The sequence below is a fragment of the Vibrio sp. 10N.247.311.49 genome, assembly GCF_041467655.1.
GTDB classification, from domain to species: domain Bacteria; phylum Pseudomonadota; class Gammaproteobacteria; order Enterobacterales; family Vibrionaceae; genus Vibrio; species Vibrio crassostreae_C.
Window position 1 is genome coordinate 1 of record NZ_JBFSVA010000013.1, and the last position, 24,566, is coordinate 24,566.

The 24,566-nt window shown below is 45.6% G+C and carries 24 protein-coding genes; 14 read left to right on the plus strand and 10 right to left on the minus strand.

The window, feature by feature from the left end; all coding sequences use genetic code 11:
- The first annotated feature begins 439 nt into the window (after positions 1-439).
- From AB6E54_RS13795 to luxS, 9 genes are all read left to right on the plus strand, one after another.
- Positions 440-697 carry an oxaloacetate decarboxylase subunit gamma gene (locus AB6E54_RS13795; RefSeq protein ID WP_004741884.1) on the plus strand — a complete coding sequence of 86 codons (258 nt, stop codon included), beginning with the start codon at positions 440-442 and terminating at the stop codon, positions 695-697.
- A gap of 31 nt (positions 698-728) precedes the next feature.
- Entirely contained in the window at positions 729-2,504 is a 1,776-nt protein-coding gene (gene oadA, locus AB6E54_RS13800) for a sodium-extruding oxaloacetate decarboxylase subunit alpha (protein WP_372106477.1), read from the plus strand.
- 9 nt (positions 2,505-2,513) lie between these two features.
- Positions 2,514-3,644: a sodium ion-translocating decarboxylase subunit beta gene (locus AB6E54_RS13805; protein ID WP_019825842.1), complete on the plus strand. Its 1,131-nt coding sequence runs from the start codon at positions 2,514-2,516 to the stop codon at positions 3,642-3,644.
- 171 nt (positions 3,645-3,815) lie between these two features.
- On the plus strand, positions 3,816-4,769 hold the full coding sequence (locus AB6E54_RS13810) for an NADP-dependent oxidoreductase (protein ID WP_017065778.1): 954 nt from the start codon (positions 3,816-3,818) through the stop codon (positions 4,767-4,769).
- A gap of 6 nt (positions 4,770-4,775) precedes the next feature.
- Positions 4,776-5,237: a YqaA family protein gene (locus AB6E54_RS13815; RefSeq protein WP_017059555.1), complete on the plus strand. Its 462-nt coding sequence runs from the start codon at positions 4,776-4,778 to the stop codon at positions 5,235-5,237.
- A 9-nt stretch (positions 5,238-5,246) separates the two neighbouring features.
- Positions 5,247-8,105, plus strand: a complete 2,859-nt coding sequence (locus AB6E54_RS13820) for a pitrilysin family protein (RefSeq protein ID WP_017063228.1) — start codon at positions 5,247-5,249, stop codon at positions 8,103-8,105.
- A 99-nt stretch (positions 8,106-8,204) separates the two neighbouring features.
- On the plus strand, positions 8,205-9,773 hold the full coding sequence (gene gshA / locus AB6E54_RS13825) for a glutamate--cysteine ligase (RefSeq protein WP_102331920.1): 1,569 nt from the start codon (positions 8,205-8,207) through the stop codon (positions 9,771-9,773).
- A 10-nt stretch (positions 9,774-9,783) separates the two neighbouring features.
- Positions 9,784-10,434: a hypothetical protein gene (locus AB6E54_RS13830; RefSeq protein ID WP_017629422.1), complete on the plus strand. Its 651-nt coding sequence runs from the start codon at positions 9,784-9,786 to the stop codon at positions 10,432-10,434.
- 24 nt (positions 10,435-10,458) lie between these two features.
- The gene (gene luxS / locus AB6E54_RS13835; protein WP_017056597.1) at positions 10,459-10,977 is read left to right on the plus strand and encodes an S-ribosylhomocysteine lyase; all 519 of its coding nucleotides are present in this window, start codon (positions 10,459-10,461) and stop codon (positions 10,975-10,977) included.
- Between the two features lie 97 nt (positions 10,978-11,074).
- Here the strand turns inward: luxS and AB6E54_RS13840 are convergent, their stop codons facing one another.
- A complete protein-coding gene (locus AB6E54_RS13840) occupies positions 11,075-12,346 on the minus strand; it encodes an HlyC/CorC family transporter (protein ID WP_017063233.1) in 1,272 nt (423 codons plus the stop codon).
- A 127-nt stretch (positions 12,347-12,473) separates the two neighbouring features.
- The gene (locus AB6E54_RS13845) at positions 12,474-13,268 is read right to left on the minus strand and encodes an inner membrane protein YpjD (RefSeq protein WP_102331964.1); all 795 of its coding nucleotides are present in this window, start codon (positions 13,266-13,268) and stop codon (positions 12,474-12,476) included.
- A 200-nt stretch (positions 13,269-13,468) separates the two neighbouring features.
- Between AB6E54_RS13845 and ffh the strand changes: the two genes are divergently transcribed.
- From ffh to rplS, 5 genes are all read left to right on the plus strand, one after another.
- Positions 13,469-14,863 (plus strand): signal recognition particle protein, encoded by a 1,395-nt coding sequence (gene ffh, locus AB6E54_RS13850; RefSeq protein ID WP_010435884.1) that lies wholly within the window; start codon positions 13,469-13,471, stop codon positions 14,861-14,863.
- Between the two features lie 212 nt (positions 14,864-15,075).
- A complete protein-coding gene (gene rpsP, locus AB6E54_RS13855) occupies positions 15,076-15,324 on the plus strand; it encodes a 30S ribosomal protein S16 (protein ID WP_004410028.1) in 249 nt (82 codons plus the stop codon).
- A 24-nt stretch (positions 15,325-15,348) separates the two neighbouring features.
- Positions 15,349-15,903 carry a ribosome maturation factor RimM gene (gene rimM / locus AB6E54_RS13860; RefSeq protein WP_017063236.1) on the plus strand — a complete coding sequence of 185 codons (555 nt, stop codon included), beginning with the start codon at positions 15,349-15,351 and terminating at the stop codon, positions 15,901-15,903.
- A 26-nt stretch (positions 15,904-15,929) separates the two neighbouring features.
- On the plus strand, positions 15,930-16,670 hold the full coding sequence (gene trmD, locus AB6E54_RS13865) for a tRNA (guanosine(37)-N1)-methyltransferase TrmD (protein WP_004735512.1): 741 nt from the start codon (positions 15,930-15,932) through the stop codon (positions 16,668-16,670).
- A 59-nt stretch (positions 16,671-16,729) separates the two neighbouring features.
- Positions 16,730-17,083, plus strand: coding sequence for a 50S ribosomal protein L19 (rplS, locus tag AB6E54_RS13870; RefSeq protein WP_004735514.1), 354 nt, complete (start codon positions 16,730-16,732; stop codon positions 17,081-17,083).
- Positions 17,084-17,346: 263 nt separating this feature from the next.
- Here rplS and yacG read toward each other — a convergent pair whose 3' ends face one another.
- The 8 genes from yacG to nadC form a co-directional block, all read right to left on the minus strand.
- Positions 17,347-17,544 carry a DNA gyrase inhibitor YacG gene (gene yacG / locus AB6E54_RS13875; RefSeq protein WP_004735515.1) on the minus strand — a complete coding sequence of 66 codons (198 nt, stop codon included), beginning with the start codon at positions 17,542-17,544 and terminating at the stop codon, positions 17,347-17,349.
- Positions 17,545-17,625: 81 nt separating this feature from the next.
- Positions 17,626-18,366, minus strand: coding sequence for a cell division protein ZapD (gene zapD / locus AB6E54_RS13880; protein ID WP_102331921.1), 741 nt, complete (start codon positions 18,364-18,366; stop codon positions 17,626-17,628).
- Positions 18,367-18,392: 26 nt separating this feature from the next.
- Entirely contained in the window at positions 18,393-19,007 is a 615-nt protein-coding gene (gene coaE, locus AB6E54_RS13885; RefSeq protein ID WP_102331922.1) for a dephospho-CoA kinase, read from the minus strand.
- Positions 19,008-19,009: 2 nt separating this feature from the next.
- The gene (locus AB6E54_RS13890; protein WP_017065897.1) at positions 19,010-19,879 is read right to left on the minus strand and encodes an A24 family peptidase; all 870 of its coding nucleotides are present in this window, start codon (positions 19,877-19,879) and stop codon (positions 19,010-19,012) included.
- Positions 19,880-19,946: 67 nt separating this feature from the next.
- Complete coding sequence (locus AB6E54_RS13895; protein WP_102331923.1) at positions 19,947-21,173, minus strand: type II secretion system F family protein; 1,227 nt, start codon at positions 21,171-21,173, stop codon at positions 19,947-19,949.
- A gap of 15 nt (positions 21,174-21,188) precedes the next feature.
- A complete protein-coding gene (gene pilB / locus AB6E54_RS13900; protein WP_372106475.1) occupies positions 21,189-22,874 on the minus strand; it encodes a type IV-A pilus assembly ATPase PilB in 1,686 nt (561 codons plus the stop codon).
- Positions 22,875-23,291: a prepilin-type N-terminal cleavage/methylation domain-containing protein gene (locus AB6E54_RS13905; protein ID WP_268671608.1), complete on the minus strand. Its 417-nt coding sequence runs from the start codon at positions 23,289-23,291 to the stop codon at positions 22,875-22,877.
- Positions 23,292-23,544: 253 nt separating this feature from the next.
- The gene (gene nadC, locus AB6E54_RS13910; protein WP_372106474.1) at positions 23,545-24,435 is read right to left on the minus strand and encodes a carboxylating nicotinate-nucleotide diphosphorylase; all 891 of its coding nucleotides are present in this window, start codon (positions 24,433-24,435) and stop codon (positions 23,545-23,547) included.
- Positions 24,436-24,566: the final 131 nt, after the last annotated feature.

Genomic DNA, 24,566 nt, shown 5'->3' on the forward strand with positions numbered 1-24,566 from the left:
AGCTGGATAGAGTACCTGGCTACGAACCAGGCGGTCGGAGGTTCGAATCCTCCAGAGCGCGCCACATTATTAGAAAAAGCCTCATTTATACGAGGCTTTTTTTATGTCTGCTGCAAATTTGTTGCGACAATGTTAAATTTGTTCGTTGTTTAACTTGTTGTATTTAAAGTAGTTCTTGATTTCTTCTTTGTTATTCCACCTTTCTCATATCAATTCCCAGAAAAGCCCCGTTTAAGTCACAGTTTAAATATCTAAAAATGACGTATTTGACAGATTTATGTGATCTGATAGGCGAATAATTAACCTTATGTGTGCGTTATCCGTAACAGAACCTTAAACAAAATTGACAAACTTTTACCAATCGAGATAATCCATGGGTCGGGATCACTATTCGCTGAAATCCTGTACGTATGTCAGGATGACGAAGAAAGGAAGCAACATGACTAATATTGGAAGCCTGCTAGGAGATGCGGCGACTCTAATGATAACGGGGATGTCCGTTGTCTTTATTTTCCTAACTATTCTAGTTTACCTCGTTCGGTTGATGTCAAAACTGGTACCAGAAGAAGTACCAGAGCCGATCGCAGCACCTAAAAAAATTCAAAAATCACAATCAAACCCTTCAGCTGTTAGTCCACAGGTAGTGGCAGCAATTTCGGCCGCGGTTCATCAATACCGTGCGTCTACTGCTAAGTAGCATTTAAAGGATTAAAAAGGAGTTTATGAGCATGTCTAAACCACTAGCTATCACAGATGTGGTACTTCGTGACGCGCACCAGTCACTATTTGCTACTCGTATGCGTATCGAAGATATGCTGCCAATTGCGGCAGAACTGGATAAAGTCGGTTACTGGTCTCTAGAGACTTGGGGCGGCGCGACATTTGATTCGTGTATCCGTTTTCTTGGAGAAGATCCATGGGAGCGTTTACGTGAACTTAAAAAAGCGATGCCAAACACACCAATGCAGATGCTACTGCGTGGTCAAAACCTGTTGGGTTACCGTCACTACGCGGATGATGTAGTAGAAAAATTTGTTGAACGTGCCCATAAAAACGGCATGGACGTATTCCGTATCTTTGATGCGATGAATGACGTACGTAACTTTGAAAAAGCAGTGAAAGCAACGATCGACGTTGGTGGCCACGCTCAAGGTACGTTGTCTTACACAACCAGTCCGGTTCACAACTCAGATACTTGGGTTGATTTGGCCAAACGCCTAGAGGACCTAGGTTGTCACTCACTATGTATCAAAGATATGTCAGGTTTATTAAAGCCGTATGAAGCAGAAGAGCTGATTACACGTATCAAAGCATCGTGTGACGTTCCTCTAGCACTGCATAGCCACGCGACAACTGGTCTATCGACTGCAACAGCGGTTAAAGCCGTTGAAGCGGGTATCGACATTCTAGATACCGCTATTTCTTCAATGAGCTGTACTTACGGTCATACGCCAACCGAAACGGTTGTTGCGATGTTAGAAGGTACAGAGCGCGACACGAATCTTAAACTAGACCAAATCGAACCCATCGCGGCTTACTTCCGTGATGTACGTAAAAAGTACGCGAAATGGGAAGGTCAGCTAAAAGGTGTCGATTCTCGCATCTTAATCGCTCAAGTTCCTGGCGGAATGTTAACTAACATGGAAGGCCAGCTTAAAGAGCAAGGCGCCGCCGATCGCATGGATGAAGTTCTAGAAGAGATCCCACGCGTACGTAAAGAGCTTGGTTACATTCCTTTAGTAACACCAACTTCTCAGATTGTCGGTACTCAAGCGGTTATTAACGTTTTAACCGGTGAGCGCTATAAGAGCATCACGAAAGAGACTGCTGGTCTACTGAAAGGTGAATACGGTCAAGCTCCGGCTGAGGTTGATGCTGAACTGCAAGCGAAAGTTCTAGACGGCGCAGAGCCGATTACTTGTCGACCTGCTGATTTACTTAAGTCTGAAATGGATACGTTAACGACGGATCTGTTAGAGAAAGCGAAATCAGAGGGTATCTCTCTAGCTGAAGATACGGTTGATGACGTACTGACTTACGCGCTCTTCCCACAAGTGGGCCTTAAGTTCCTTAAGAACCGTCGTAACCCTGAAGCATTTGAACCAGCACCAACGCTAGAAGTTGCAGCTCCAGTTGCTGCAGCTCCTGTACAAGCTTCTGGTGGTATTGAAAGCTACAGCGTGAAGGTTGATGGTCAAGTTTACGATGTTGAAGTTGGCCCACAAGGTGAACTGACATCGGTGGCGCCATCTGCAAAACCTACTCAGGCTGCACCAGTAGCAGCGTCTGACGCTGAAGCGGTTCCAGCTCCATTGGCGGGTAACATCTTTAAAGTAAACGTTCAGGCGGGTACTGAGGTTTCTGAAGGCGACGTTCTACTAATCCTAGAAGCGATGAAGATGGAAACGGAAGTTCGTGCTGCTCGTGGTGGTATCGTTCAAGAATTGAATGTTAAAGAAGGCGATGCAGTTACTGTAGGCGCTCCACTACTAAGCTTAGCGTAAGGGAGTACCATGGAAGGATTGATGACCTTATGGTCTGAAACAGGGATTGCGAACTTTGAGTTCGGCCAGATCTGTATGATGCTGGTTGGTTGCTTACTGTTGTTCTTGGCAATTCGTAAAGGATTTGAACCGTTACTTCTACTGCCTATTGGTTTTGGTGCTGTATTAGCAAACATTCCAAATGCTGGGTTTACTGATCCAGGTGGTTTGCTCTACTACGTCTACTACATTGGTATTGAGACAGGTATTTTCCCACTGCTGATCTTTATGGGTGTTGGTGCGATGACGGACTTCGGTGCGTTGATTGCGAACCCTAAAACGTTGTGGCTAGGGGCTGCGGCTCAGTTTGGTATCTTCGCGACGCTATTTGGCGCGATCTTGCTGAACTACGTTCCAGGAATGGAGTTCTCGATGGCCGATGCTTCGTCAATTGCGATCATTGGTGGTGCCGATGGCCCAACTGCGATCTTCTTGGCAAGCAAGTTATCTCCGGATCTTTTAGGTGCCATTGCAGTAGCGGCTTATAGCTACATGGCTTTGGTTCCTATCATTCAGCCACCAATCATGAAAGCGTTAACGTCTCCTGAAGAGCGCAAAATTAAGATGGCTCAACTTCGTCACGTTAGCAAAGCCGAGAAGATTCTTTTCCCGCTTGCTGTACTACTGATGACGATTTTGTTCCTACCTTCAGCAACACCTCTAGTTGGTATGTTCTGTTTGGGTAACTTAATGCGTGAAGCGGGTGTGGTTGATCGCCTTTCAAAAACAGCTCAAAACGAACTGATTAACGTTGTAACTATTTTCCTAGGTCTAGGGGTTGGTTCTAAGCTTCAAGCGGATACGTTCTTGAACTTAGAAACACTGGGTATTCTAGGTTTAGGTGCGGTCGCGTTCAGTATCGGTACGGCGGGTGGTGTATTGATGGCTAAGGTGTTGAACCGATTCTCGAAAGAGGACATCAACCCACTGATTGGCGCAGCTGGCGTATCGGCGGTTCCAATGGCGGCACGTGTTGTGAACAAGGTTGGTCTTGAGGCAAACCCTCAGAACTTCTTATTGATGCATGCAATGGGTCCGAACGTAGCCGGTGTACTTGGTAGTGCGGTTGCGGCGGGCATTCTATTAGCTCTCGTGGGCTAGTGGATTTGCTGGGTCATGTATCGTTACGTTAATTGGTCGTCAATTTACGAATGAGCGGTTAACTTAGCCTTATTAAATGGTTTATAGTCAAAGGGATGCTTTCGCATCCCTTTCTTTTTATTAATTAGGGTGCTTGCTCACTAGGGCTTTTATCAATCAAGGAAATGTGGAATGGAAAATAAACAGATTGCGATTACTCAATTCGGCGGCGTCGAAAACCTAAGTATTCAAACCAGTGCGATCCCTGAGCCTAAGGCTGGAGAAGTGGTGGTTAAAGTTTCCTTTTCAGGCATTAATCCGATTGATGTCAAAACCCGAGCGGGTCTTGGTTGGGCGGCAGCACAAAACAAAGATAACCTGCCTTGGGTGCCTGGCTACGATATTTCAGGGCAAATTGTCTCGCTAGGCGAACAGGCTGAACGCTTTACTGTTGGTGATAACGTGGCTGGCTTTATTGGTTTTCCACTGCAAGGTGGCGGTTACAGCCAATATGTGTGTGTTCCAGAAGCTGCATTAAGTATGGTTCCTGATTCTGTCACTCTAGAAGCGGCAGCTGCATTACCACTTGCGAGTCAAACAGCGGCACAAGCGCTCAACAAAGCCGAAGTGAAAGAAGGCGACCGCGTGCTTATTTTAGCGGGCGCGGGCGGCGTTGGTCACCTTGCGGTTCAAATTGCAGTGGCAGCAAAAGCTGAGGTTTACACAACCTGCAGCGAAGCCAATCTTGATTACCTTGCGACGCTAGGTGCTCACGCGATTAACTATAAGTTTGCGCCAGCATCAGAAAGAGTATCTGATGTCGATGTGTTGATTGATTTGGTCGGTGGCGATACCGCGCTTGATGCATTGAAGTGCCTAAAAGATGGCGCGCGAGTAGTGACAGTACCGACTCTATCTGCAGAACTTATCTGTGAGAAAGCAACACTATTAGGTTTTACTGCATCAGGCATGCTGGTTGAACCAAACCCTGAGCAAATGGACACCATGCTTTACATGGTCAGTGTCGGATTGCTCAAAACAGAAATTCAAGGTATCTACCAGTTAGACGAGGCGCAGTCGGCGCACCTGCAGGTTGAAACCGGACACACCAGAGGCAAGGTGCTACTTAAAATGCAAGAAAGTTGATAGGCAGTGTTAGAATTTTTTAACTCCCTTTTTGAAAATATCGCGCTGTGGTTCTCGGACTCGGCGCTGTGGGTACTCTTCATCAGTGGCTTCTTGAGTGCCACGTTACTACCCGGTGGTTCAGAAGCTAGCCTTGTGGCTGCATTGAGCTTAGATCAGTTTTCAACCTCATCGATCATTCTGGTGGCGACATTAGGCAATACCTTAGGCGGCCTGACTAACTATTGGATTGGTTTGTGGTTGCCTAATCGAACTCAATCTGAAAAGCATGGTCATAAGGCTATGGCTTGGCTGAGTCGCTATGGCTACTGGACACTGTTATTTAGTTGGTTACCGATCATTGGTGACCCTTTGTGTCTCGCTGCGGGTTGGCTAAGAATGAAATTCATCCCTAGCGTTATTTTGATAGCGATTGGCAAAGCCGCTCGCTATAGCTTACTTGCTGCTATCTACTTCGGTTTTTTCTAAGGAGAACCTATGAAAAAGGTTTTACTTGGTACATTTTCTCTTATCGCCATTGCTGGCTGTTCTTACAATGTACCTAGCTCAACGCCCTTCTTTTCCTCGTTACCTGAAGGTGTCACTCTGTTAGAAGAGGTTAAGCCCTCTAAAGATAAAGTAGTGATTCCTTACACCAAGTATCAGCTTGAAAACGGTCTGACAGTTATTCTTTCCCCTGATGATTCCGATCCGTTGGTGCATGTTGATGTAACTTATCACGTCGGTTCAGCACGTGAAGAGATAGGCAAGTCGGGATTTGCTCACTTCTTTGAGCACATGATGTTCCAGGGTTCAGAGAACGTTGGTGACCAACAGCACTTTAAGATCATTACCGAAGCGGGTGGTTCGTTAAACGGCACGACCAACCGTGACCGCACCAACTATTTTGAAACTGTTCCTTCTAACCAACTTGAGAAAATGTTGTGGTTAGAATCAGACCGAATGGGCTTCTTGTTGGATGCTGTTTCTCAGAAGAAATTTGAGGTTCAAAGAGGCACGGTCAAGAACGAGCGAGCGCAGAGCTACGAAAATCGTCCTTACGGCTTGATGTGGGAACGCATGGGCGAAGCGCTTTACCCTGAAGGTCACCCTTACTCTTGGCAACCAATCGGCTATGTTGAAGATCTTGACCGTGTTGACGTGAATGATCTTAAAGCGTTCTTCCTGCGTTGGTACGGCCCAAACAATGCCGTGTTAACGATTGGTGGTGATATCGACGTTGATGACACGCTAGAATGGGTTAACAAGTACTTTGGTTCAATTCCTCAAGGCCCTGAAGTGAAGGCGGCAGAGAAGCAACCTGCTGTTCTAACAGAAGATAAATACATCACCTTAGAAGACAATATTCGTCAGCCGATGGTGCTGGTGGGGTGGCCAACAACGTATCGCGGTGAAGAGACGCAAGCTTCACTGAATGCATTGTCTAACGTGTTAGGTTCAGGTACCAACAGTTACCTATATCAAAACCTCGTAAAAACGCAGAAGGCCGTCAGCGCTGGCTCTTTCCATGATTGTGCTGAGTTGGCGTGTACCATGTACGTGTATGCAATGGGCAACTCAGGTGAAAAAGGCGATTTGACGGTTCTCAATAAAGAGCTGATGGATACCCTGGAGCAATTCTCGAAAGAGGGCGTTGAGCAAGAGCGTTTAGACCAGATCACTGGCATGGCCGAAGCGAATGCTGTTTTTGCATTGCAAAGCGTTAAAGGTAAGGTGTCGCAACTCGCGTCGAACCAAACCTTCTATGGTCAGCCTGATCGCATTGAATCACAACTCGATCAAATCCGAGCGGTGACGCCTGAGAGCGTGAGCAAGGCATACCAAGATTTCATCGAAGGTAAGCACAAGGTTACCTTGAGTGTGGTTCCTAAGAAAAAGCTCGATTTGGCGGTTCGTGAAGCGACCTTTACCACGCCACCACGTACGTTGCCGGAATACAGCAAGGTGACGGAAGATCAACTGGATTTCAGAAAGGCACCGGATACCTTTGATCGCAGTGTGATGCCAGAAGTGAACTTTGGTGTTGAGGCGACCATGCCTGAGTTGTACCGCATGCACTTTGCAAATGGCACTGACTTAATTGGTACCGTGACCAGTGAAACGCCGACAGTACAGCTGCAAATTCAATTGCCTGCAGGCGAACGCTATGTTCGCAAAGGGCAAGAAGGCCTAGCGAACCTAACGGCTTCGATGATGGAAGAAGGCTCAACTAAACGAACCGTTGAAGAGTTACAAGCGACCTTAGATAAACTTGGTAGCAGCGTGAGCATTAGTGCGGGCAGCTACACCACAGATATTTCAGTCTCGACGCTAGAGAAAAACTTGCCTCAAACCTTAGCGATTGTGCAAGAGGTTCTATTCGATCCTAAGTTCGATGAGCAAGATTTTGAGCGCGTTAAGAAACAGATGCTAGAAGGCGTTGTGTATCAGCATCAGCAGCCAAGTTGGATGGCTTCTCAAGCAACCCGTGAAGTGCTGTTTGGTGACACTGTTTTTGCTCGTGCAAGTGATGGTACTAAGGAATCTCTATCGAAATTGACCTTAGACGATGTGAAAAAATTCTATGCGCAACATTACACACCAGAAGGTGCCAATATTGTTGTTGTGGGAGACATCTCGAAGAAAGAGGTAGGGAAACAGCTACAATTCTTTGAAGAGTGGCAAGGCGATGCGGCACCATTAACGCGTCCACAGATCGTCAAAGAGCTTTCTGGTCAGCACCTGTACTTAGTCGATAAACCGGGTGCGCCGCAAAGCATTGTTCGCTTGGTTCGTAAAGGCCTGCCGTTTGATGCAACGGGTGAATTGTATTTGAGCCAGTTAGCTAACTTTAACTTAGCGGGCAACTTCAATAGCCGTATCAACCAGAACCTACGTGAAGACAAAGCCTACACTTACGGTGCAAGCGGTTACTTCGCAAGTACTCGTGAAACTGGCGCAGTGGTATTTAGCGCGCAGGTAAGGGCGAATGCGACGGTTCCATCGATTCAAGAGTTTATTAATGAGCTGAATGAGTTTAGCCAAAGTGGATTAACTGACGAAGAGGTGAAATTTATGCGCCTTGCCGTCGGTCAACAAGATGCACTTAAATACGAAACGCCAAGTCAAAAGGCGGGGTTGTTGAGTAATATTGTTGCATTGAGCCTTGATGAAGATTACCTACAACAGCGTAATCAGATAGTTGAAACGGTTTCAAAAGAGACCTTAAACGAGCTATCTAAGAAATGGTTTGACCCGAATGATTATCAAATAATCGTTGTTGGTGACGCGACTTCGCTTCGCCCGCAATTAGAAAAGTTAGATATTCCAATAGAAGAGCTTGAAATCATTCGTTAGAGTACACATTAAAGGGGGAGGGAAGAGACTCTACTTTTCTCCTCCAACCTAATTTATGATAGTTCTAATCAGAACAATATAAGATAAGTGAACTGAATTTTGACTGATTTTGCTGCGCGACTAAAGCAAGTTGCAACCAACCCTAAGACCTTCTCTCAATTTGGTCGTGGTGTTGAAAGGGAAACATTACGCTACACGGAAGATGGGCACCTTGCTACTGGGCCGCACCCTGAGGCTTTGGGATCTGCGTTGATGAACGAATGGGTAACGACCGATTTCTCTGAGTCGCTACTGGAATTTATCACGCCTGTTTCTAACGACGTTCCGACGCTTTTGAATCAGTTGTCTGATATCCACCACTTCACGCAAACCAAGTTAGACGGCGAAAAACTATGGCCGCTTTCTATGCCTTGTTACGTTGGCAGTGAAGATTACATTCAGCTAGCGCAATACGGCACCTCGAATAACGGTAAGATGAAGACCCTATATCGTGAAGGCCTAAAACGTCGTTACGGTAGCCTGATGCAGATTATCTCTGGTGTTCACTTCAACTTCTCTTTCCCAGAAAGCTTTTGGGATAGCCTGTTTGGAGAGCAAACTGAAGAAGCGCGTTGTGAATCTAAGTCAGATGCTTACTTTGGTTTGATTCGTAACTACTACCGCTTTGGTTGGTTAATCCCATACTTCTTCGGTGCTTCACCTGCGCTATGTTCTTCTTTCATCAAAGGAAGAGAAACAAACCTACCTTTTGAAAAGGTTGGTGAGACATTGTATCTGCCAAAAGCAACGGCGCTGCGCCTGAGCGACCTTGGCTACACGAACAGTGCGCAAAGTGTGTTGAAGATTGGTTTCAACAGCCTAGACCAATACCTTGAAGGTTTGAATCAAGCGATTCGCACACCATCAGAAGAATTTGCCGAGATTGGCACTAAGGTTGATGGTGAATACCGTCAGTTGAATAGCAACGTACTGCAAATTGAAAATGAGCTTTACGCTCCAATCCGCCCTAAGCGTGTCGCGAAGAGTGGTGAGAAACCATCTGAAGCATTGGCACGCGGTGGTGTTGAGTACATTGAGGTTCGTTCTTTAGATGTAAACCCATTCAGCTCAATTGGTATCAATGAGCAGCAGGTTCGCTTCCTAGACTTATTCCTAACGTGGAGTGTGCTAACGGACTCTGCTGAGATGGATAACTGCGAGCTTGAATGCTGGCGCGATAACTGGAACAAGGTGATCCTACAAGGTCGTCAGGTTGGTCTAGAGCTGCAAATCGGTTGTCATGGTGAGCGATTGTCTCTGCAAGATTGGGCGAAGCGTGTCTTCAAAGATCTGCGCTCTATTGCCGAGATGATGGACGCTGAACAAGGTGGTCGTGCATACCAAGAAACATGCGATACGCTTGAGGCTTGGATTGATAACCCTGAGCTAACTATTTCTGGCCAGTTGCTAGAAGAGACCAAAAAATTGGGCGGCTTAGGTAAAGTGGGTTGCGCGTTAGGTAAAACGTACGCTCAGCAACACAAAGCGCACCAATACAAAGTATATTCAGCTGAGTTGATGGAAGCAGAAGTTCAACGTTCTGTGATTGCTCAGCAACAAAGTGAAGAAGCAAGCACTCAAGATTTTGATAGCTTCTTAGCGGATTATTTTTCGTATTTAAAAGCATAGCGAGACTTTGGTGGAAAGGAAGCAAGCCTTATTAGGTCAGCCTACTCGAGTGAGTAGTAAATGGTTACCTGTAGTGACTGTTGGTGTTGTCTCTAGCCTGTTGGTTGGATGTGCAACGCCACCGCCAAAGCAGCAAGATAATTTGTGTAGCATCTTTCGAGAGCACCCTTCATGGTATGAAGATGCCTTGGATATGCAAGAAGAATGGGGAACGCCGATTAACGTTGCGATGGCTTTTGTGAAACAAGAGAGTAGCTATCGTCATGATGCGCGCCCACCTAAAGATTACATTCTTGGCTTTATACCGTGGGGGCGTGTAAGCAGTGCCTACGGTTATGCACAAGCTCAAGATCCTGCTTGGGAAGACTTCCAAAAGGCGACCAATAACGGTGGTTCAAGAACCAACTTTGATGATGCATTGATGTTCATCGGTTGGTATACCAGCGAGACGCGTCGTCAATTGGGCATCTCACTATGGGACCCATATAACCAATACCTGGCTTATCATGAAGGCCGTGGTGGTTATAAGCGTAAGTCATACAACAGCAAGCCATCGCTAATTAAGGTGGCGCGCAAAGTCGAACAGCAAGCAAAAGATTATGGATGGCAGCTGAAACAGTGCCGCAAAGAACTAGAAGACAATCGAAGCTGGTTTTTCTAAAGCCAGCCGTCATGGAGAAGAGCAATGCCTTTATTAGATAGTTTCACTGTTGATCACACACGCATGAACGCACCTGCCGTTCGTGTTGCTAAAACAATGCAAACCCCAAAAGGGGATACCATCACTGTGTTTGACCTGCGTTTTACTGCGCCAAACAAAGACATCCTATCTGAGAAAGGTATCCATACTCTAGAGCACCTATATGCTGGTTTCATGCGTAATCAATTGAACGGTTCAGATGTAGAGATCATCGATATCTCACCGATGGGCTGTCGCACTGGTTTCTACATGAGCCTGATTGGTACGCCTACAGAACAACAAGTGGCTGACGGTTGGTTGGCAGCGATGCAAGACGTACTGAAAGTTGAGAACCAGAATAAGATCCCTGAGCTGAACGAATACCAATGTGGTACCGCGGCAATGCACTCTTTGGATGAAGCGAAAGAGATCGCGAATGCGATCATCGCTGCAGGCATCTCTGTAAACAAGAATGATGAACTGGCACTGCCAGAGTCTATGCTGCAAGAGCTTAAGATCGACTAGTCATTGATAGCTACCCTAGATAGGGCGAGTTAGATACTAAAAGGCCCGGTTCAATGAACCGGGTCTTTTGTTTATGTGAGCTTCAGTGATAACTCAGTTAGCCGTTCACAATCTGTGGGAACACGCGAACCAGTTTGATGCGGTTCTCTTCAAGCTCAACAATTTCCATTGGGTGGCTGGCAACCTGAACACTCAGGTGACTCTCAGGAATATCTTCAAGATGTTCCAGTATCAAACCATTCAGCGTTCTTGGGCCATCGGTAGGCAGTGCCCACTGTAAGCCTTTGTTGATATCTCGGATATTGGCACTGCCTTCAATCAAGAAGCTGCCATCGCTTTGCGGAGTAATCTCTTCAGATAAGCTTGGGGTGATTGAGGTGGTAAACTCACCTACGATCTCTTCTAGAATATCTTCTAATGTAACCAAACCATTGATGTCGCCATACTCATCAACAATCAAACCGATGCGCTGCTTATTGCGTTGAAACTTAAGCAGTTGAATATTGAGTGGTGTCGCTTCAGGAATAAAGTAGATCTCATCCGCGGCACGCAACAGGGTTTCTTTATTGAATTCGTTCTTTTCAAGCATCAGACGGTAAGCTTCACGCAGCCTAAGCATGCCGACCACTTCATCTATTTGGTCACGGTACAGCACTACGCGACCATGAGGCGAGTGGGTAAGTTGACGAACGATCGATTTCCAGTCGTCATTGATGTCGATACCAGTAATCTCATTACGCGGCACCATGATGTCGTTCACGGTGACGTGCTCTAAATCCAGAATAGACACCAACATATCTTGGTGACGTTGAGGGATTAAGCTACCGGCTTCATTTACCACGGTTCTAAGCTCTTCGGAGCTCAAGTGGTCGGTTGCATCATGGCTGGCTTTAACGCCTAAGATACGAATGAAGCCGTTGGTAATGAAGTTCACTAAGATCACCAATGGTGATAGCACCTTCATCAGTATCATCAAAAGGATACTACTCGCGTAAGAGACACGTTCAGGAAATAGAGAAGCGATGGTCTTTGGGGTTACCTCGGCGAATACTAGGATCACGAGAGTCAGGGTACCAGTAGCGATAGCCACACCGATATCCCCGTAGATGCGCATACCAAGAATAGTAGCGATCGCAGATGCAAGAATGTTGACGAGATTGTTGCCGATGAGGATGAGGCCAATCAATCTGTCTGGGCGGTTCAGAAGTTTTTCTACACGTTTGGCACCTTTATGACCCGTATTGGCCAAGTGCTTTAAACGGTAGCGGTTCAGGGACATCATGCCCGTTTCGGAACCAGAGAAATAACCAGAAATTACAATGAGACACGCGAGTAGCGCAAATAAGATACCCGTTGATATGTCGTCCAAAACTATTCTTTTCCTATTTGTGTATCTTGATTAATTTATGACCGAACATGGTCGAGATGTCAATTGAATGTATTGCACTCAATATTTTAAAGGCAAGGTATGTGAGACCTTGCCTTTATTTTACAGACTAGTTCAGGATGATTTCCTGGACGAAGCGGCTACCGAAGTAGGCTAATGTGAGCATGCTGGCGCCGGCCAGTGCGAACCAAGTGACTTTCTGTCCACGCCAACCTTTCTGATAGTGACCCCACAGAAGGATGGAGTAGATAACCCAAGCGATAAAAGACAACACAGCCTTGTGTGCCTTTCCTTGAGCAAACATATCTTGCACGAAGATGAGACCCGTTAACAAGGTACCTGTTAATAAGCCATTACCAATCAAAATGATCTTGAAAAGCTGTCTTTCCACCATCATTAAAGGAGGTAGGTTAGGGTTTATCACTAAGGCTTTTTTCTTTTTAAGTTTGTGATCTAGCCACGCAAGTTGCAGGGCGTATAGCGCACCGATAGTTAACGTTGCGTATGAGAATAGAGCCAAAGAGATGTGCACGAGCAGTTTTGGGTCATTCTCTAGATGTTTGATGAAGGTGCTTGGAAGAAAAGTGGCAGCCATCAAGTTCAGCGCAGCGAAGCTATAGACGACGGGTAAGATAAACCACAGACGGGTTTTGAGCATTGCACCGCTCATTACCACAGATATGATTAAACTGATTAATGAAGCAACGTTCAAGATACTGAGGTTTTGGCCACTGGCATTAAAAATCAAATCGTCAAGCAACCAAGCATGGAAAGCTAGAGCAAGTAATGCGCTGATAAACACCGTTTTTACACGGATTCCTGTTTGGTGCACGAGACCTGGAATGATCGTGGAAATCGCCATTGTATAAAGAAAGGCTGCTGCGATCGCAATAAGACTGTCCATGGTATCCATTTTAATGATTACTAATTGGCGAATTATACCTCGCATTGCTCTTTGGGGCTATGGCGAACCTCATTCAATTCCAAGTGAATAATGTCTCACATCACAAGCACGGATGATTAACGCTCTACAACGGGTATGACTCTAATCCGCGCTAATGTATACTCACAGTAATAGTCGCAGTTTTGAGCGAAGAGAAAACTATGTTTGATAATTTAACGGATCGTCTATCCAAAACGCTGAAGAACATCAGCGGTAAAGGTCGTCTGACCGAAGACAATATTAAAGAGACGCTGCGTGAAGTACGTATGGCGCTACTTGAAGCCGACGTTGCACTGCCCGTTGTCCGCGATTTTGTTAAGCGCGTAAAAGAAGGCGCTGTGGGTGTTGAGGTTTCTAAATCTCTAACGCCTGGTCAAGAATTCATTAAGATCGTTCAAGCTGAACTTGAAGCGGTGATGGGTGAGTCTAACGAGGCTCTTAACCTAGCAGCGCAGCCGCCAGCCGTTATCTTAATGGCGGGTCTACAAGGTGCGGGTAAAACCACATCGGTAGGTAAGCTATCTAAGCTTCTAACTGAGCGTGACAAGAAGAAAGTCTTGGTTGTGTCTGCCGACGTTTACCGTCCAGCGGCGATCAAACAGCTTGAAACGTTAGCAAGCGATGTTGGCGTAGACTTCTTCCCATCTTCAGCTGATCAAAAGCCTCTTGATATTGCAAACGCTGCAATCGACCACGCGAAGAAGAAATTCTACGACGTGCTACTTGTCGATACTGCGGGTCGTTTGGCTATCGATGAAGAGATGATGGGCGAGATCAAAGAGCTTCATACTGCAATTAAACCAGTAGAGACACTGTTCGTTGTTGATGCAATGACAGGTCAAGATGCTGCGAACACTGCAAAAGCCTTTGGTGATGCGTTACCACTAACCGGTGTTATCTTGACGAAAGTTGATGGTGATGCGCGTGGTGGTGCTGCTCTGTCTGTTCGTCATATCACAGGCAAGCCGATTAAATTCTTGGGTGTTGGTGAAAAGACTGACGCACTAGAACCGTTCCACCCAGATCGTGTTGCTTCTCGTATCTTAGGTATGGGCGACGTACTGTCTCTTATTGAAGACCTACAGAAAAACGTTGATACCGAGAAAGCAGAGAAACTGGCTAAGAAGTTCAAAGAGAAGAAAGGCTTTGACCTTGAAGACTTCCGTGAACAGCTAGGTCAGATGCAAAACATGGGCGGCATGATGGGCATGATGGATAAGCTTCCAGGCATGTCTCAGCTACCAGATAACGTTAAAGATAAAGTTGATGACAAGATGTTCAAGCAGATGGAAGCGATCATCAACTCTATGACCATGAAAGAGCGTCAACGCCCTGACTTAATCAAAGGCTCACGCAAAAAGCGTATTGCCGCTGGTTCTGGTACACAGGTACAAGATGTAAACCGTATGCTTAAGCAGTTCACCCAAATGCAGAAGATGATGAAGAAGATGCAGAAAGGTGGCATGAAAGGCATGATGCGCAACATGCAAGGCATGATGGGCGGCGGTGGAGGTATGGGCGGAATGGGTGGTGGCTTTAACCCGTTTGGTCGATAATCTACAAATGTAAGCTTTAGCTACGTTACTTTTCATAGTGTTAGCCGTGTCACAGAAAGTGTACGGCAGCTATGTTGGTGAAAAAATAGCTAAAGCCCTTGCATTGCACCGGAATAAGAGTAAAATTCCGGGGCTTTAATTTGGCACGAGACCCCAAGCTATTTACTTATACTTGGGGTTAATTATTTTATTAAGAAAGCAAAGAGGACGACATGGTAACCATTCGTTTGGCACGTCACGGTGCAAAGAAGCGCCCATTTTATCAAATCGTAGTTGCGGATAGCCGTAACGCTGCAACTGGCCGTTTCATCGAGAAAGTAGGTTTCTTTAACCCTACAGCTCAAGGTCAAGAAGAAGGTCTACGTCTAGACCTAGATCGTGTTAACCACTGGGTTGGTCAAGGCGCATCTCTATCTGATCGTGTAGCTAAGCTAGTTAAAGACGCTCAAAAAGCGGCTTAATTCTTTTTTAAAGAGAAATAGCTTATGTCGATGAAGGGTAAAGAAACTATGAGCGAGCAAAATAATAGAATTGTCATGGGTAAACTTGGGTCTACCTATGGTATTCGTGGCTGGCTCAAAGTGTTCTCCTACACAGACAATGCTGAAAGCATATTTGATTACAGCCCTTGGTATTTAAACCTAAAGGGTAAGTGGGTTGAGTACAAAGTTGAGAGCTGGAAACGTCATGGCCAAGGTTATGTATGTAAGCTAGCGGGATTAGATGTTCGTGAAGACGCGCAACTGATGACTAACTTTGAAATTGCTATTGACCCTGCTTCGTTACCTGAATTGTCAGAAGATGAATTCTACTGGCGCGAATTGTTCGGTATGCAAGTTTTTACCACTAAAGGTTACGACCTTGGTGAGGTCACTGACCTATTAGAAACTGGCTCGAACGATGTTCTAGTAATCAAAGCAAATCTTAAAGATGCTTTTGGCCAAAAGGAACGGTTAGTACCGTACCTTGAAGAGCAAGTGATCAAGAAAGTTGATCGCGAAGCTCGCCGGATCGAAGTTGACTGGGATCCTGGATTCTAACTCCAAATTACAGAGCGAGAGAACACATGTGGGTTGGCATTATTAGCCTGTTTCCTGAAATGTTCCGTTCTGTTACTGATTTTGGAGTAACAGGTCAAGCGGTTAAAAAAGGTCTTTTATCTATTGAGACATGGAATCCTCGCGATTTCACTCATGATAAACATCGCACTGTTGATGACAGACCTTACGGTGGTGGTCCTGGCATGTTAATGATGGTTCAGCCTTTGCGCGATGCTATCCAAACTGCCAAGCAAGCAGCACCGGGAAAGACGAAAGTAATCTATCTTTCACCTCAAGGTCGTAAACTCGACCAGAAAGGTGTTGAAGAGTTGGCAACAAACGAGAACTTGCTTCTTATTTGTGGTCGCTATGAAGGGGTAGATGAGCGCATTATTCAATCTGAAGTCGACGAAGAATGGTCGATTGGCGATTTTGTGATGACGGGTGGCGAACTGCCAGCCATGACGTTGATTGATTCAGTCTCTCGGTTTGTTCCGGGTGTACTTGGAGATTTCGCTTCAGCAGAAGAAGATTCTTTTGCAAATGGTTTGCTAGATTGTCCCCATTATACGCGCCCTGAGGTGCTAGACGATAAAGATGTGCCATCGGTACTCAAGTCTGGAAACCATAAGGACATTCGTCGCTGGCGATTAAAACAATCGTTGGGCCGAACTTGGCTAAGAAGACCAGAGCTCCTGGAAAACCTAGCTCTGACTGACGAACAGGAACAATTACTGGCTGAATTCATTAAAGAGCAACGCTCTTAACGAAAAGCAAGCAGTAACCTATTAAATTTAGTATCAGTTTATTCTAGGAATTTATACAAATGAGCAACATCATCAAGGCTCTTGAAGAAGAGCAACTAAAATCAGACCTTCCTAAATTCGCACCAGGTGACACTGTTGTAGTTCAGGTTAAGGTAAAAGAAGGTGACCGTGAGCGTCTACAGGCTTTCGAAGGCGTTGTAATCGCTATTCGTAACCGTGGTCTACACTCTGCATTCACAGTTCGTAAGATTTCGAACGGTGAAGGCGTAGAGCGTGCGTTCCAAACTCACTCTCCAATGGTTGATAGCATCGAAGTTAAACGCCGTGGTGCAGTACGTCGTGCCAAGTTGTACTACCTACGTGAGCGTTCTGGTAAGTCAGCTCGTATTAAAGAGAAGCTTACTAAGAAGTAATTCTTTTTGCATTCTATCGATAAAAGCGGAGCCATTTGGCTCCGCTTTTTTGTGTCTGCTATTTAGAGTTTCACAGGTAAGAGATCCCGAACTCACTCGTTCCTCGCTTTTGGGGATGACGGACTAAAACGAAACTCACATTTAACTGTCATTCCCTAGACTGACGAAGGAAGGAGTAAGGAATCTCTATTCGTACCATGCTATAGGCAATAAAAAAGGATTGACGTTAAACGCCAACCCTTCAAAATTTACCCGCTATTTGCTTAGTGCGGGTCTTCCGACCAACCATCGCTATCTGACATGTCTGGTGCGCCAGCAATGCTGTTCTCTTCGTCTGCCCATTCACCGAAATCAATCATCTGACATTGCTTACTGCAAAACGGGCGGTGTGGGCTTTGTTCGCCCCATTCAACGTCGGCATTACATTGAGGGCATTTAACGATGGTGATTTTTTTCGACATAGTGATTCTTAATTAGAGGGTATTGTAAGAAAGAGTTTAGGCTCGAGTGAAGGCTCAAGCCAAACTATAAAAGGAAATTAATTAGCTGCAGACAGCCAATTCAAATTCGATGTCTTGAGTACAGGCTTGTCCTGTTTCAAAGCTCATGAACTTAACGGCAAAACGGTTTTTATGCCCGGAGATCATCGGATAAGCACCGTATTGCATTGGAATAGAAAGGCGAAGGATATTCGCTTCATCAGCATCGCTCTGGAAGAAGCCAGCGCGAGCAATTTGCTCTTTAAAGTGACCAGTCTCTCTGGTGAGCTTTAACCATAGCGTTAGCGCTTCATACAGAGGCTGTAAGCTGTCCATCCAAGCTTTAGCATCTCGCATTCTCTTATCAAGAGGAAGGTGCAGCCAATAATGCAGTGCCGGTAAATCAAAGCAGCATGAGCCACCTGGAAGATTAAAGCGCTGGCGAATCGCACTCAGGAAGCGGTCTTCTTTAAGTGATTGGCCAAAACGTTCTGCCTGCATCAGATCACGATAGATGTTACCAATGTCATTAAGTAGTGATGTCAGCATCTCTTGATCGACACCTTCAACATCCAACCAGCTTTTGTAGGTTACACGTTGCTTCTCAATATCTTTTGCGAGTTCGCTCTTGAGTTGGATCTGTTCGAAGATTTCAATCAGATCAAAGATGGAACGGAAAAAGAGTTGATACTGTTGAGCATCGGAAAATGTAGAAGACAAGTGTAGCTGCCTCAAGAGCGATTCAACTCTTAAGTAGATTCTTGTTTTCTCATTTAGAGGATGTTCAAATTTATGGGTGATCATCGAGCAAACCTTCATTCAACATTGTTCTATTCTGACCCATCTACAGCACTGATTGCCAGATACTTTTGATGTAAATCTGTGATTTGAGGCAAAAGTTCTTGGTTTTTAGTATGGTTTTTAATCACGTCATCTGCAACTGCTAAGCGTTGTTCTCTTGAAGCCTGTGATTTTAAAATTGATGCAACTTGTTCTCTAGAAACATTATCACGACTCATCGTTCGCTCTATTTGAACTTCTACTGGCACATCAACAATTAATACGCGATTGGCCATGCCTTGCATTTGGTTTTCCACCAATAGCGGCGCAACTAATAAACCATACGGGGATGTGATTTTAGACAGGTCACTGTCAATTTTGTCACGGATCATGGGATGAAGAAGATCATTGAGCCACTGCTTCTCTTTAGGATCTGAGAAGATCAGCTCACGCAGTCGACTTCGGTTGAGTGTTCCATCGTCAAGCAAGATAGACTCACCAAAGTGTTCTGTAATCTGTTTTAAGCCGACACTGCCCAGCGCAACCACTTCACGCGCCACGATATCAGCATCAACAATATCTATATTAAAATGTTCATTGAACAGGTTAGCGACCGTGGTTTTGCCACTGGCGATACCACCGCTTAATCCGATAATGATTGCCATGGTTAAATTCCTAGTACAGAAGTGAAATACCAACCCATGATGTCGTTACCCCACATCAAGCTTACCCAACCCGCAATCGCAAGGTAGGGCCCAAATGGAAAGGCTTTATCTATGCCTTGCTGTTTCAAGCGAAGTTGAATCAAACCAAACACAAGGCCAACAAGCGAAGATAAAAGGATGATCATCGGTAGGTGCTGCCAACCAAGCCATGCGCCAAGCGCAGCCAGGAGTTTAAAGTCACCGTAACCCATGCCTTCTTTGCCTGTCAGTAGTTTGAACAACCAATAAACAGACCATAAAGCGAGGTAACCAGCCATTGCGCCAACCACGGAATCTTGCAGCGATACTGGGCCGATATTAAACAGTGCTAATGCGATACCGGACCATACCAAAGGCAAGGTGATTTGATCAGGCAACAACATGGTATCGAGATCGATAAAGGTCGCGGTAATCAGTGCGAAGGTGAAAAGAATCAAAGCAATGGCGTAGTAACTGAAACCAAAGTGGCTAGCAACCATTGTGCAAAGTATTGCTGTAAGCAGTTCGACCAAAGGGTAGCGAGCGCTGATTGGATTCGCACAGCTGTGGCACTTACCCTTTAAGAGCAACCAGCTTAACACTGGGATATTGTCGACGATTCTTAATTGGGTTTTGCATTTCGGGCAGGTTGAACGAGGAATGCTGAGATTGAACTTTCCCTCTGGCGCTGGAATTTTATATTGAGAGAAATATTCCGAGCACTCTTGTTGCCACTCTCGCTCCATCATAATCGGTAAGCGGTGTATGACTACATTGAGGAAGCTGCCGATAAGAAGGCTAAAAATGAAAGCTAATACGGGGAATAGCCAAGGATAGTAGTGAAATACTTCCATAGTGTCCTTTACCACTTGATCTATATGAGCAGAAGTTTGCTACTCATGGGTGTTAAGTTGCTTTTGGCTATCCTAACACACTCATAAGATTAAAGATCGGTAAGTACATCGCAACCACAAGCCCGCCAACAACCGTTCCCAAAAATACGATGATCAATGGTTCTAAAATTTTGCCTAAATTGTCGACGGTGTTGTCTACTTCAAACTCGTAAATGGAAGCGACTTTATTGAGCATATCATCAAGGTTGCCCGACTCTTCACCAATCATCACCATCTGCAACACCATTTCAGGGAAGGCATTGGTATTGCGCATCGCGATATACATCGGCATGCCTGCTGCGGTTTCTCGGTGAACCTCAATGATTGCTGATTCATAATGTAGGTTGCCTGCGGTTTTGGCTGTGGTTTTTAGGCTCATTAAAATAGGAATACCGGAACTAAAGCTTGTTGATAAGGTTCGGCTGAATTTGGCTATTGAGGCTTTCGCTAATACGCCACCGAGAACAGGGAAGCGCAATCCTAGCCGACTGACAGACAGTCTGATCGAGTGGGAACGTTGACACAGTTGGTAAATAATCAGGACAACAAGCCCAATGCCCACAGCGGTATAAAAACTGTAAGCCTGCATCCAATGTGACAGATAGAGTACCTGCTGAGTGAACCAAGGCAGGTCGGCGCCAAAGCCTGAAAACATCGACTCAAACTCTGGAATCACCATGGTCAGCATTAAATAAGAAACGGTCAGTGCAACGGTGACCACCATCGCGGGGTAGATGAGTGCTTTGACGACTTTGGACTTTAACTGCTCGCTCTTTTCTCTATAGGTCGCCAAACGTTCGAACACTTGTGCTAGGTTACCGGAGAGTTCGCCTGTCGCGACCAAGTCGGTATAGAGGTCATCAAAGTGGCGGCTTGCGGTTCGCATCGCTTTTGAGATTGGCGTTCCGGCTTCTACACCTTTGCAGATATGCGATAGAATCGATTTCATTTCTGCTTTGCGGTGATTGTCTGACACTAGCTTGATGGCTTGCACGATCGGCACACCAGTTGCCAACATGGTAGCCAGTTGTCGAGTCAAAATAGTGATATCTTTGGCTTTGACTCGATGAGTTAAACGAGTGATTGCTGAGATACTTTTCTTTTTGATTTTCTTAATCTGAATATGCTGCTCTTTGAGCTTTTCTCGTACTTCTAATTCGGCGAGTGCCAAGGTTTGCCCTGACACCTTTTTGCCTGAGCTATTGATGCCTTTCCAGTGGTAGTTTTTTAATTGTGACTGAAGTTTGGTCGTCATGAGCGCTCCGATGAATTATAGATACAGAACACGTTGCAGTTCTTGATAACTGGTCGTGCCTTCAAGCAACTTATCGATACCGGACTCTTGCAGTGTTCTCATGCCTTCTCTACGCGCGATGTCTTCAATCTCTAACGCGTTAGGTTTATTGATCAGGCTATTTTTTAGTTTGTCGGTGAACGGCATCACTTCGTAGATGCCCACTCGACCGGAGTAACCCTGATTACACTCATTGCACCCTTTAGGGTTGGCTTTGTAGAGTGTTTGATTGTTAGGAATAGAGTGACGCAGAAATATGTCCGGCGATTTGTCAGCTGCTTTACAGTGGTTGCAGAGTCGCCTTGCCAGTCGCTGCGCGATAATTAAGCTTAATGACGAAGCGAGGTTAAAGGGCTCAATCCCCATGTGGGCGAGTCGGGTGACGGTTTCTGCTGCTGAGTTGGTGTGTAATGTTGAAAGTACTAAATGTCCGGTTTGCGACGCTTTGATCGCGATCTCTGCAGTTTCCAAGTCTCGGATCTCTCCAACCATTACAACATCGGGGTCTTGTCGTAAAAATGATCGTAGCGCTTCCGCAAACCCAAAGCCGATCTTAGGTGTCACTTGTACCTGATTGATACCACATAGGTTAATTTCCACCGGATCTTCGGCTGTTGAGATGTTGCGTTCAGTAGTGTTGAGCACTCGAAGGCCAGTATAAAGGGAGACGGTTTTTCCGCTGCCAGTTGGACCTGTCATTAAGATCATCCCTTGTGGGCGCTTCAGGGCATTGAGGTAGAGTGCTTTTTGATCTTCGGTGTAACCTAACTTATCGATATCTAGATTGGCCGCGCTGCTATCAAGCAGTCGAAGAACGATCTTTTCACCCCACAAGGTCGGCAGCGTTGATACCCGCATATCAATCGCCAAGTCGTCATTTAGACGCAGTTTAATACGACCGTCTTGAGGCAAGCGGCGTTCAGCGATATCAAGCTTGGCGAGGATCTTTAAGCGAGCTGATAGACGACGACTTAGGTGAGAGGCGGGTTGCTGTATTTCAACAAGGATACCATCACAACGCAGTCGCACTCGGTAGTGCTCTTCGTAAGGTTCGAAGTGGATATCTGATGCGCCTTTGCGTACCGCATCAACCAGTATCTGATTGATAAAGCGGCTGACAGGGGAATCGTCTTGGCTGAGATCTTCTATCGATGCTATCTCGTCGTCAGACACTTCAACAAGATTGGCGAGTTCATCTTGAGTGATCTCTTTGCGTTTAGAGTCTTGCCCTGAAATAGAGCGGCCATACAGCTTGCGTATCGCACCTTCTAATTCAGAGTAGTTGGCGACAACCAGTTCAATCTGTAATCCCGTCGCAAATCGAAAGTCATCTTCCGCTTGTAAATTGGTCGGGTCGGCGGAGGCTAGTGTGAGAGTAGAGCTAGAGACTGAAATCGGTATAGCACGATACTTGGTAATCAGTTCACGAAGCCCCAGCTGGTCACATAAGCCTTCATAGTCTGTATTGACGAGCTGTACTAACGGTAAGCCAAAGATGGTTTTAATGTTGTTTGCTAAGGAATCGCCGCTGAATAAATCTAGAACGAGCAAAGCTTCAGGTGTCGAAACACCCGAAGCTTGTACATGTTCCGCTACGGCTTGTTCTTGAGTCAGGCTAAGCAAACTAGCCTGACGAAGAACGGTTGGTAGGTTGGTTAGCACTTATGAGCAACCTTTTGGAGCTGCTACATTTGATGGCTGGCCCGTTAAGGCGCAAGTCCATCCAGTAGTAGTGCTTCTTGAATAAGTAAAAACAGCTCCTGTCACCGCGCCATTATCATGTGTAAATACAACTGTGTCTGTACCAACCGAAAGGTTTCCTAGACTATTAGCTCCAGCTGATATACCTAAAAGACTTGGGTTTGCACCTGATAATGACCCATTTTCTTGTATATAAAGCTCTGCTGGAGTAATTATTGACTTTACACTGGCAAATCCAGAGGCTAGCTCGCTCTTTGACACATAATCCTTATATGCAGGTACTGCAATCGCAGACAACACGCCAATAATCGCCACCACGATCATCAATTCAATCAGCGTAAAGCCTTTCTGGTTCGTTCTTTTGTTCTTGTTATTCATTGTCTAATTCCATTCTTTAGTTTGTTTCAGTGCAGGCACTGGTTGATGGAAAGAATAGAAGTTGAGATGGAGTAGTGGAATGGTGTTCAGGTGTGGTCGCGAGTGGTTTGGTATTTATTGGTGTAGTGTTTCATATAGCGCGCAAATTTATGCGATCAACTTAAATAACTGCTTGAAATACTGATAATTCAGGCAATAAAAAAGGCACCGTTATAAACAGTGCCTTTATAGAAATTATTTATTATTCAGTCAATTACGCTTTGAATCTCATTGATAGATCCATCGCTTTTAGGTGCTTAGTTAGTGCGCCTACCGAGATGTAATCAACACCCGTTTCAGCAAACTCTGCAATGGTATTTAGAGTCACGTTACCAGAATTTTCTAGTGCTGCACGTCCAGCGTTGATTTTCACGGCTTCACGCATCATGTCTGTGGTGAAGTTGTCTAACATGATGATGTCTGCGCCAGCGCTGATCGCTTGCTCTAGCTCTTCTAGGCTTTCGGTTTCAACTTCCACTGGCTTACCTGGGTTCAGCTCTTTTGCAGTAGAGATAGCCTTCTCAATGCCACCACAAGCGATGATGTGGTTTTCTTTGATTAGGTAAGCATCGAAAACCCCAATACGGTGGTTGAAACCGCCGCCACAAGCGACTGCGTATTTTAGTGCGCTGCGCAGGCCAGGTATCGTTTTACGAGTATCTAACAGGCGGCACTCTGTGTGTTTGATTTTGTCCGCGTAGGTAGCCGTCGTAGTCGCACAACCAGATAGCGTTTGAATGAAGTTCATTGCGTTGCGCTCACCCGTTAATAGCGCGCGTGCTGGACCTGTTAAGGTACAAAGTGTTTGGTTTGGTTCAACCTTGTCGCCATCTTCTACATTCCACTCGATAGTCACTTCACCGCCCAGTTGCTTAAACACTTCATCAGCCCAAGCTTTACCACAGAACACACCGTGCTCACGAGTAATGATGGTTGCGCTGTTGATTGCGTCTGCTGGGATTAGACTTGCCGTAATATCAGCCGCTGGATCTAACGTGCCACCTAGGTCTTCTTTGATAGTCTCGGCTACTGCACGAGTGATCTCTAGAGGCAGTTGCTCTTTTAAGTAGTCAAGGCGTTGGTGGCTGTTATGTGTGTTTTTCATCGCAAATCTAATCTTGAAAGGGAGTGGGAATGGAATGATACTCTTGCTTAACTTCAAATTAAAGAGGCTAGCGCGACTGCTCTATGGGCAAGGTCACATCTTATTGTGCTAGCAGAAAATAAAGTGAGACC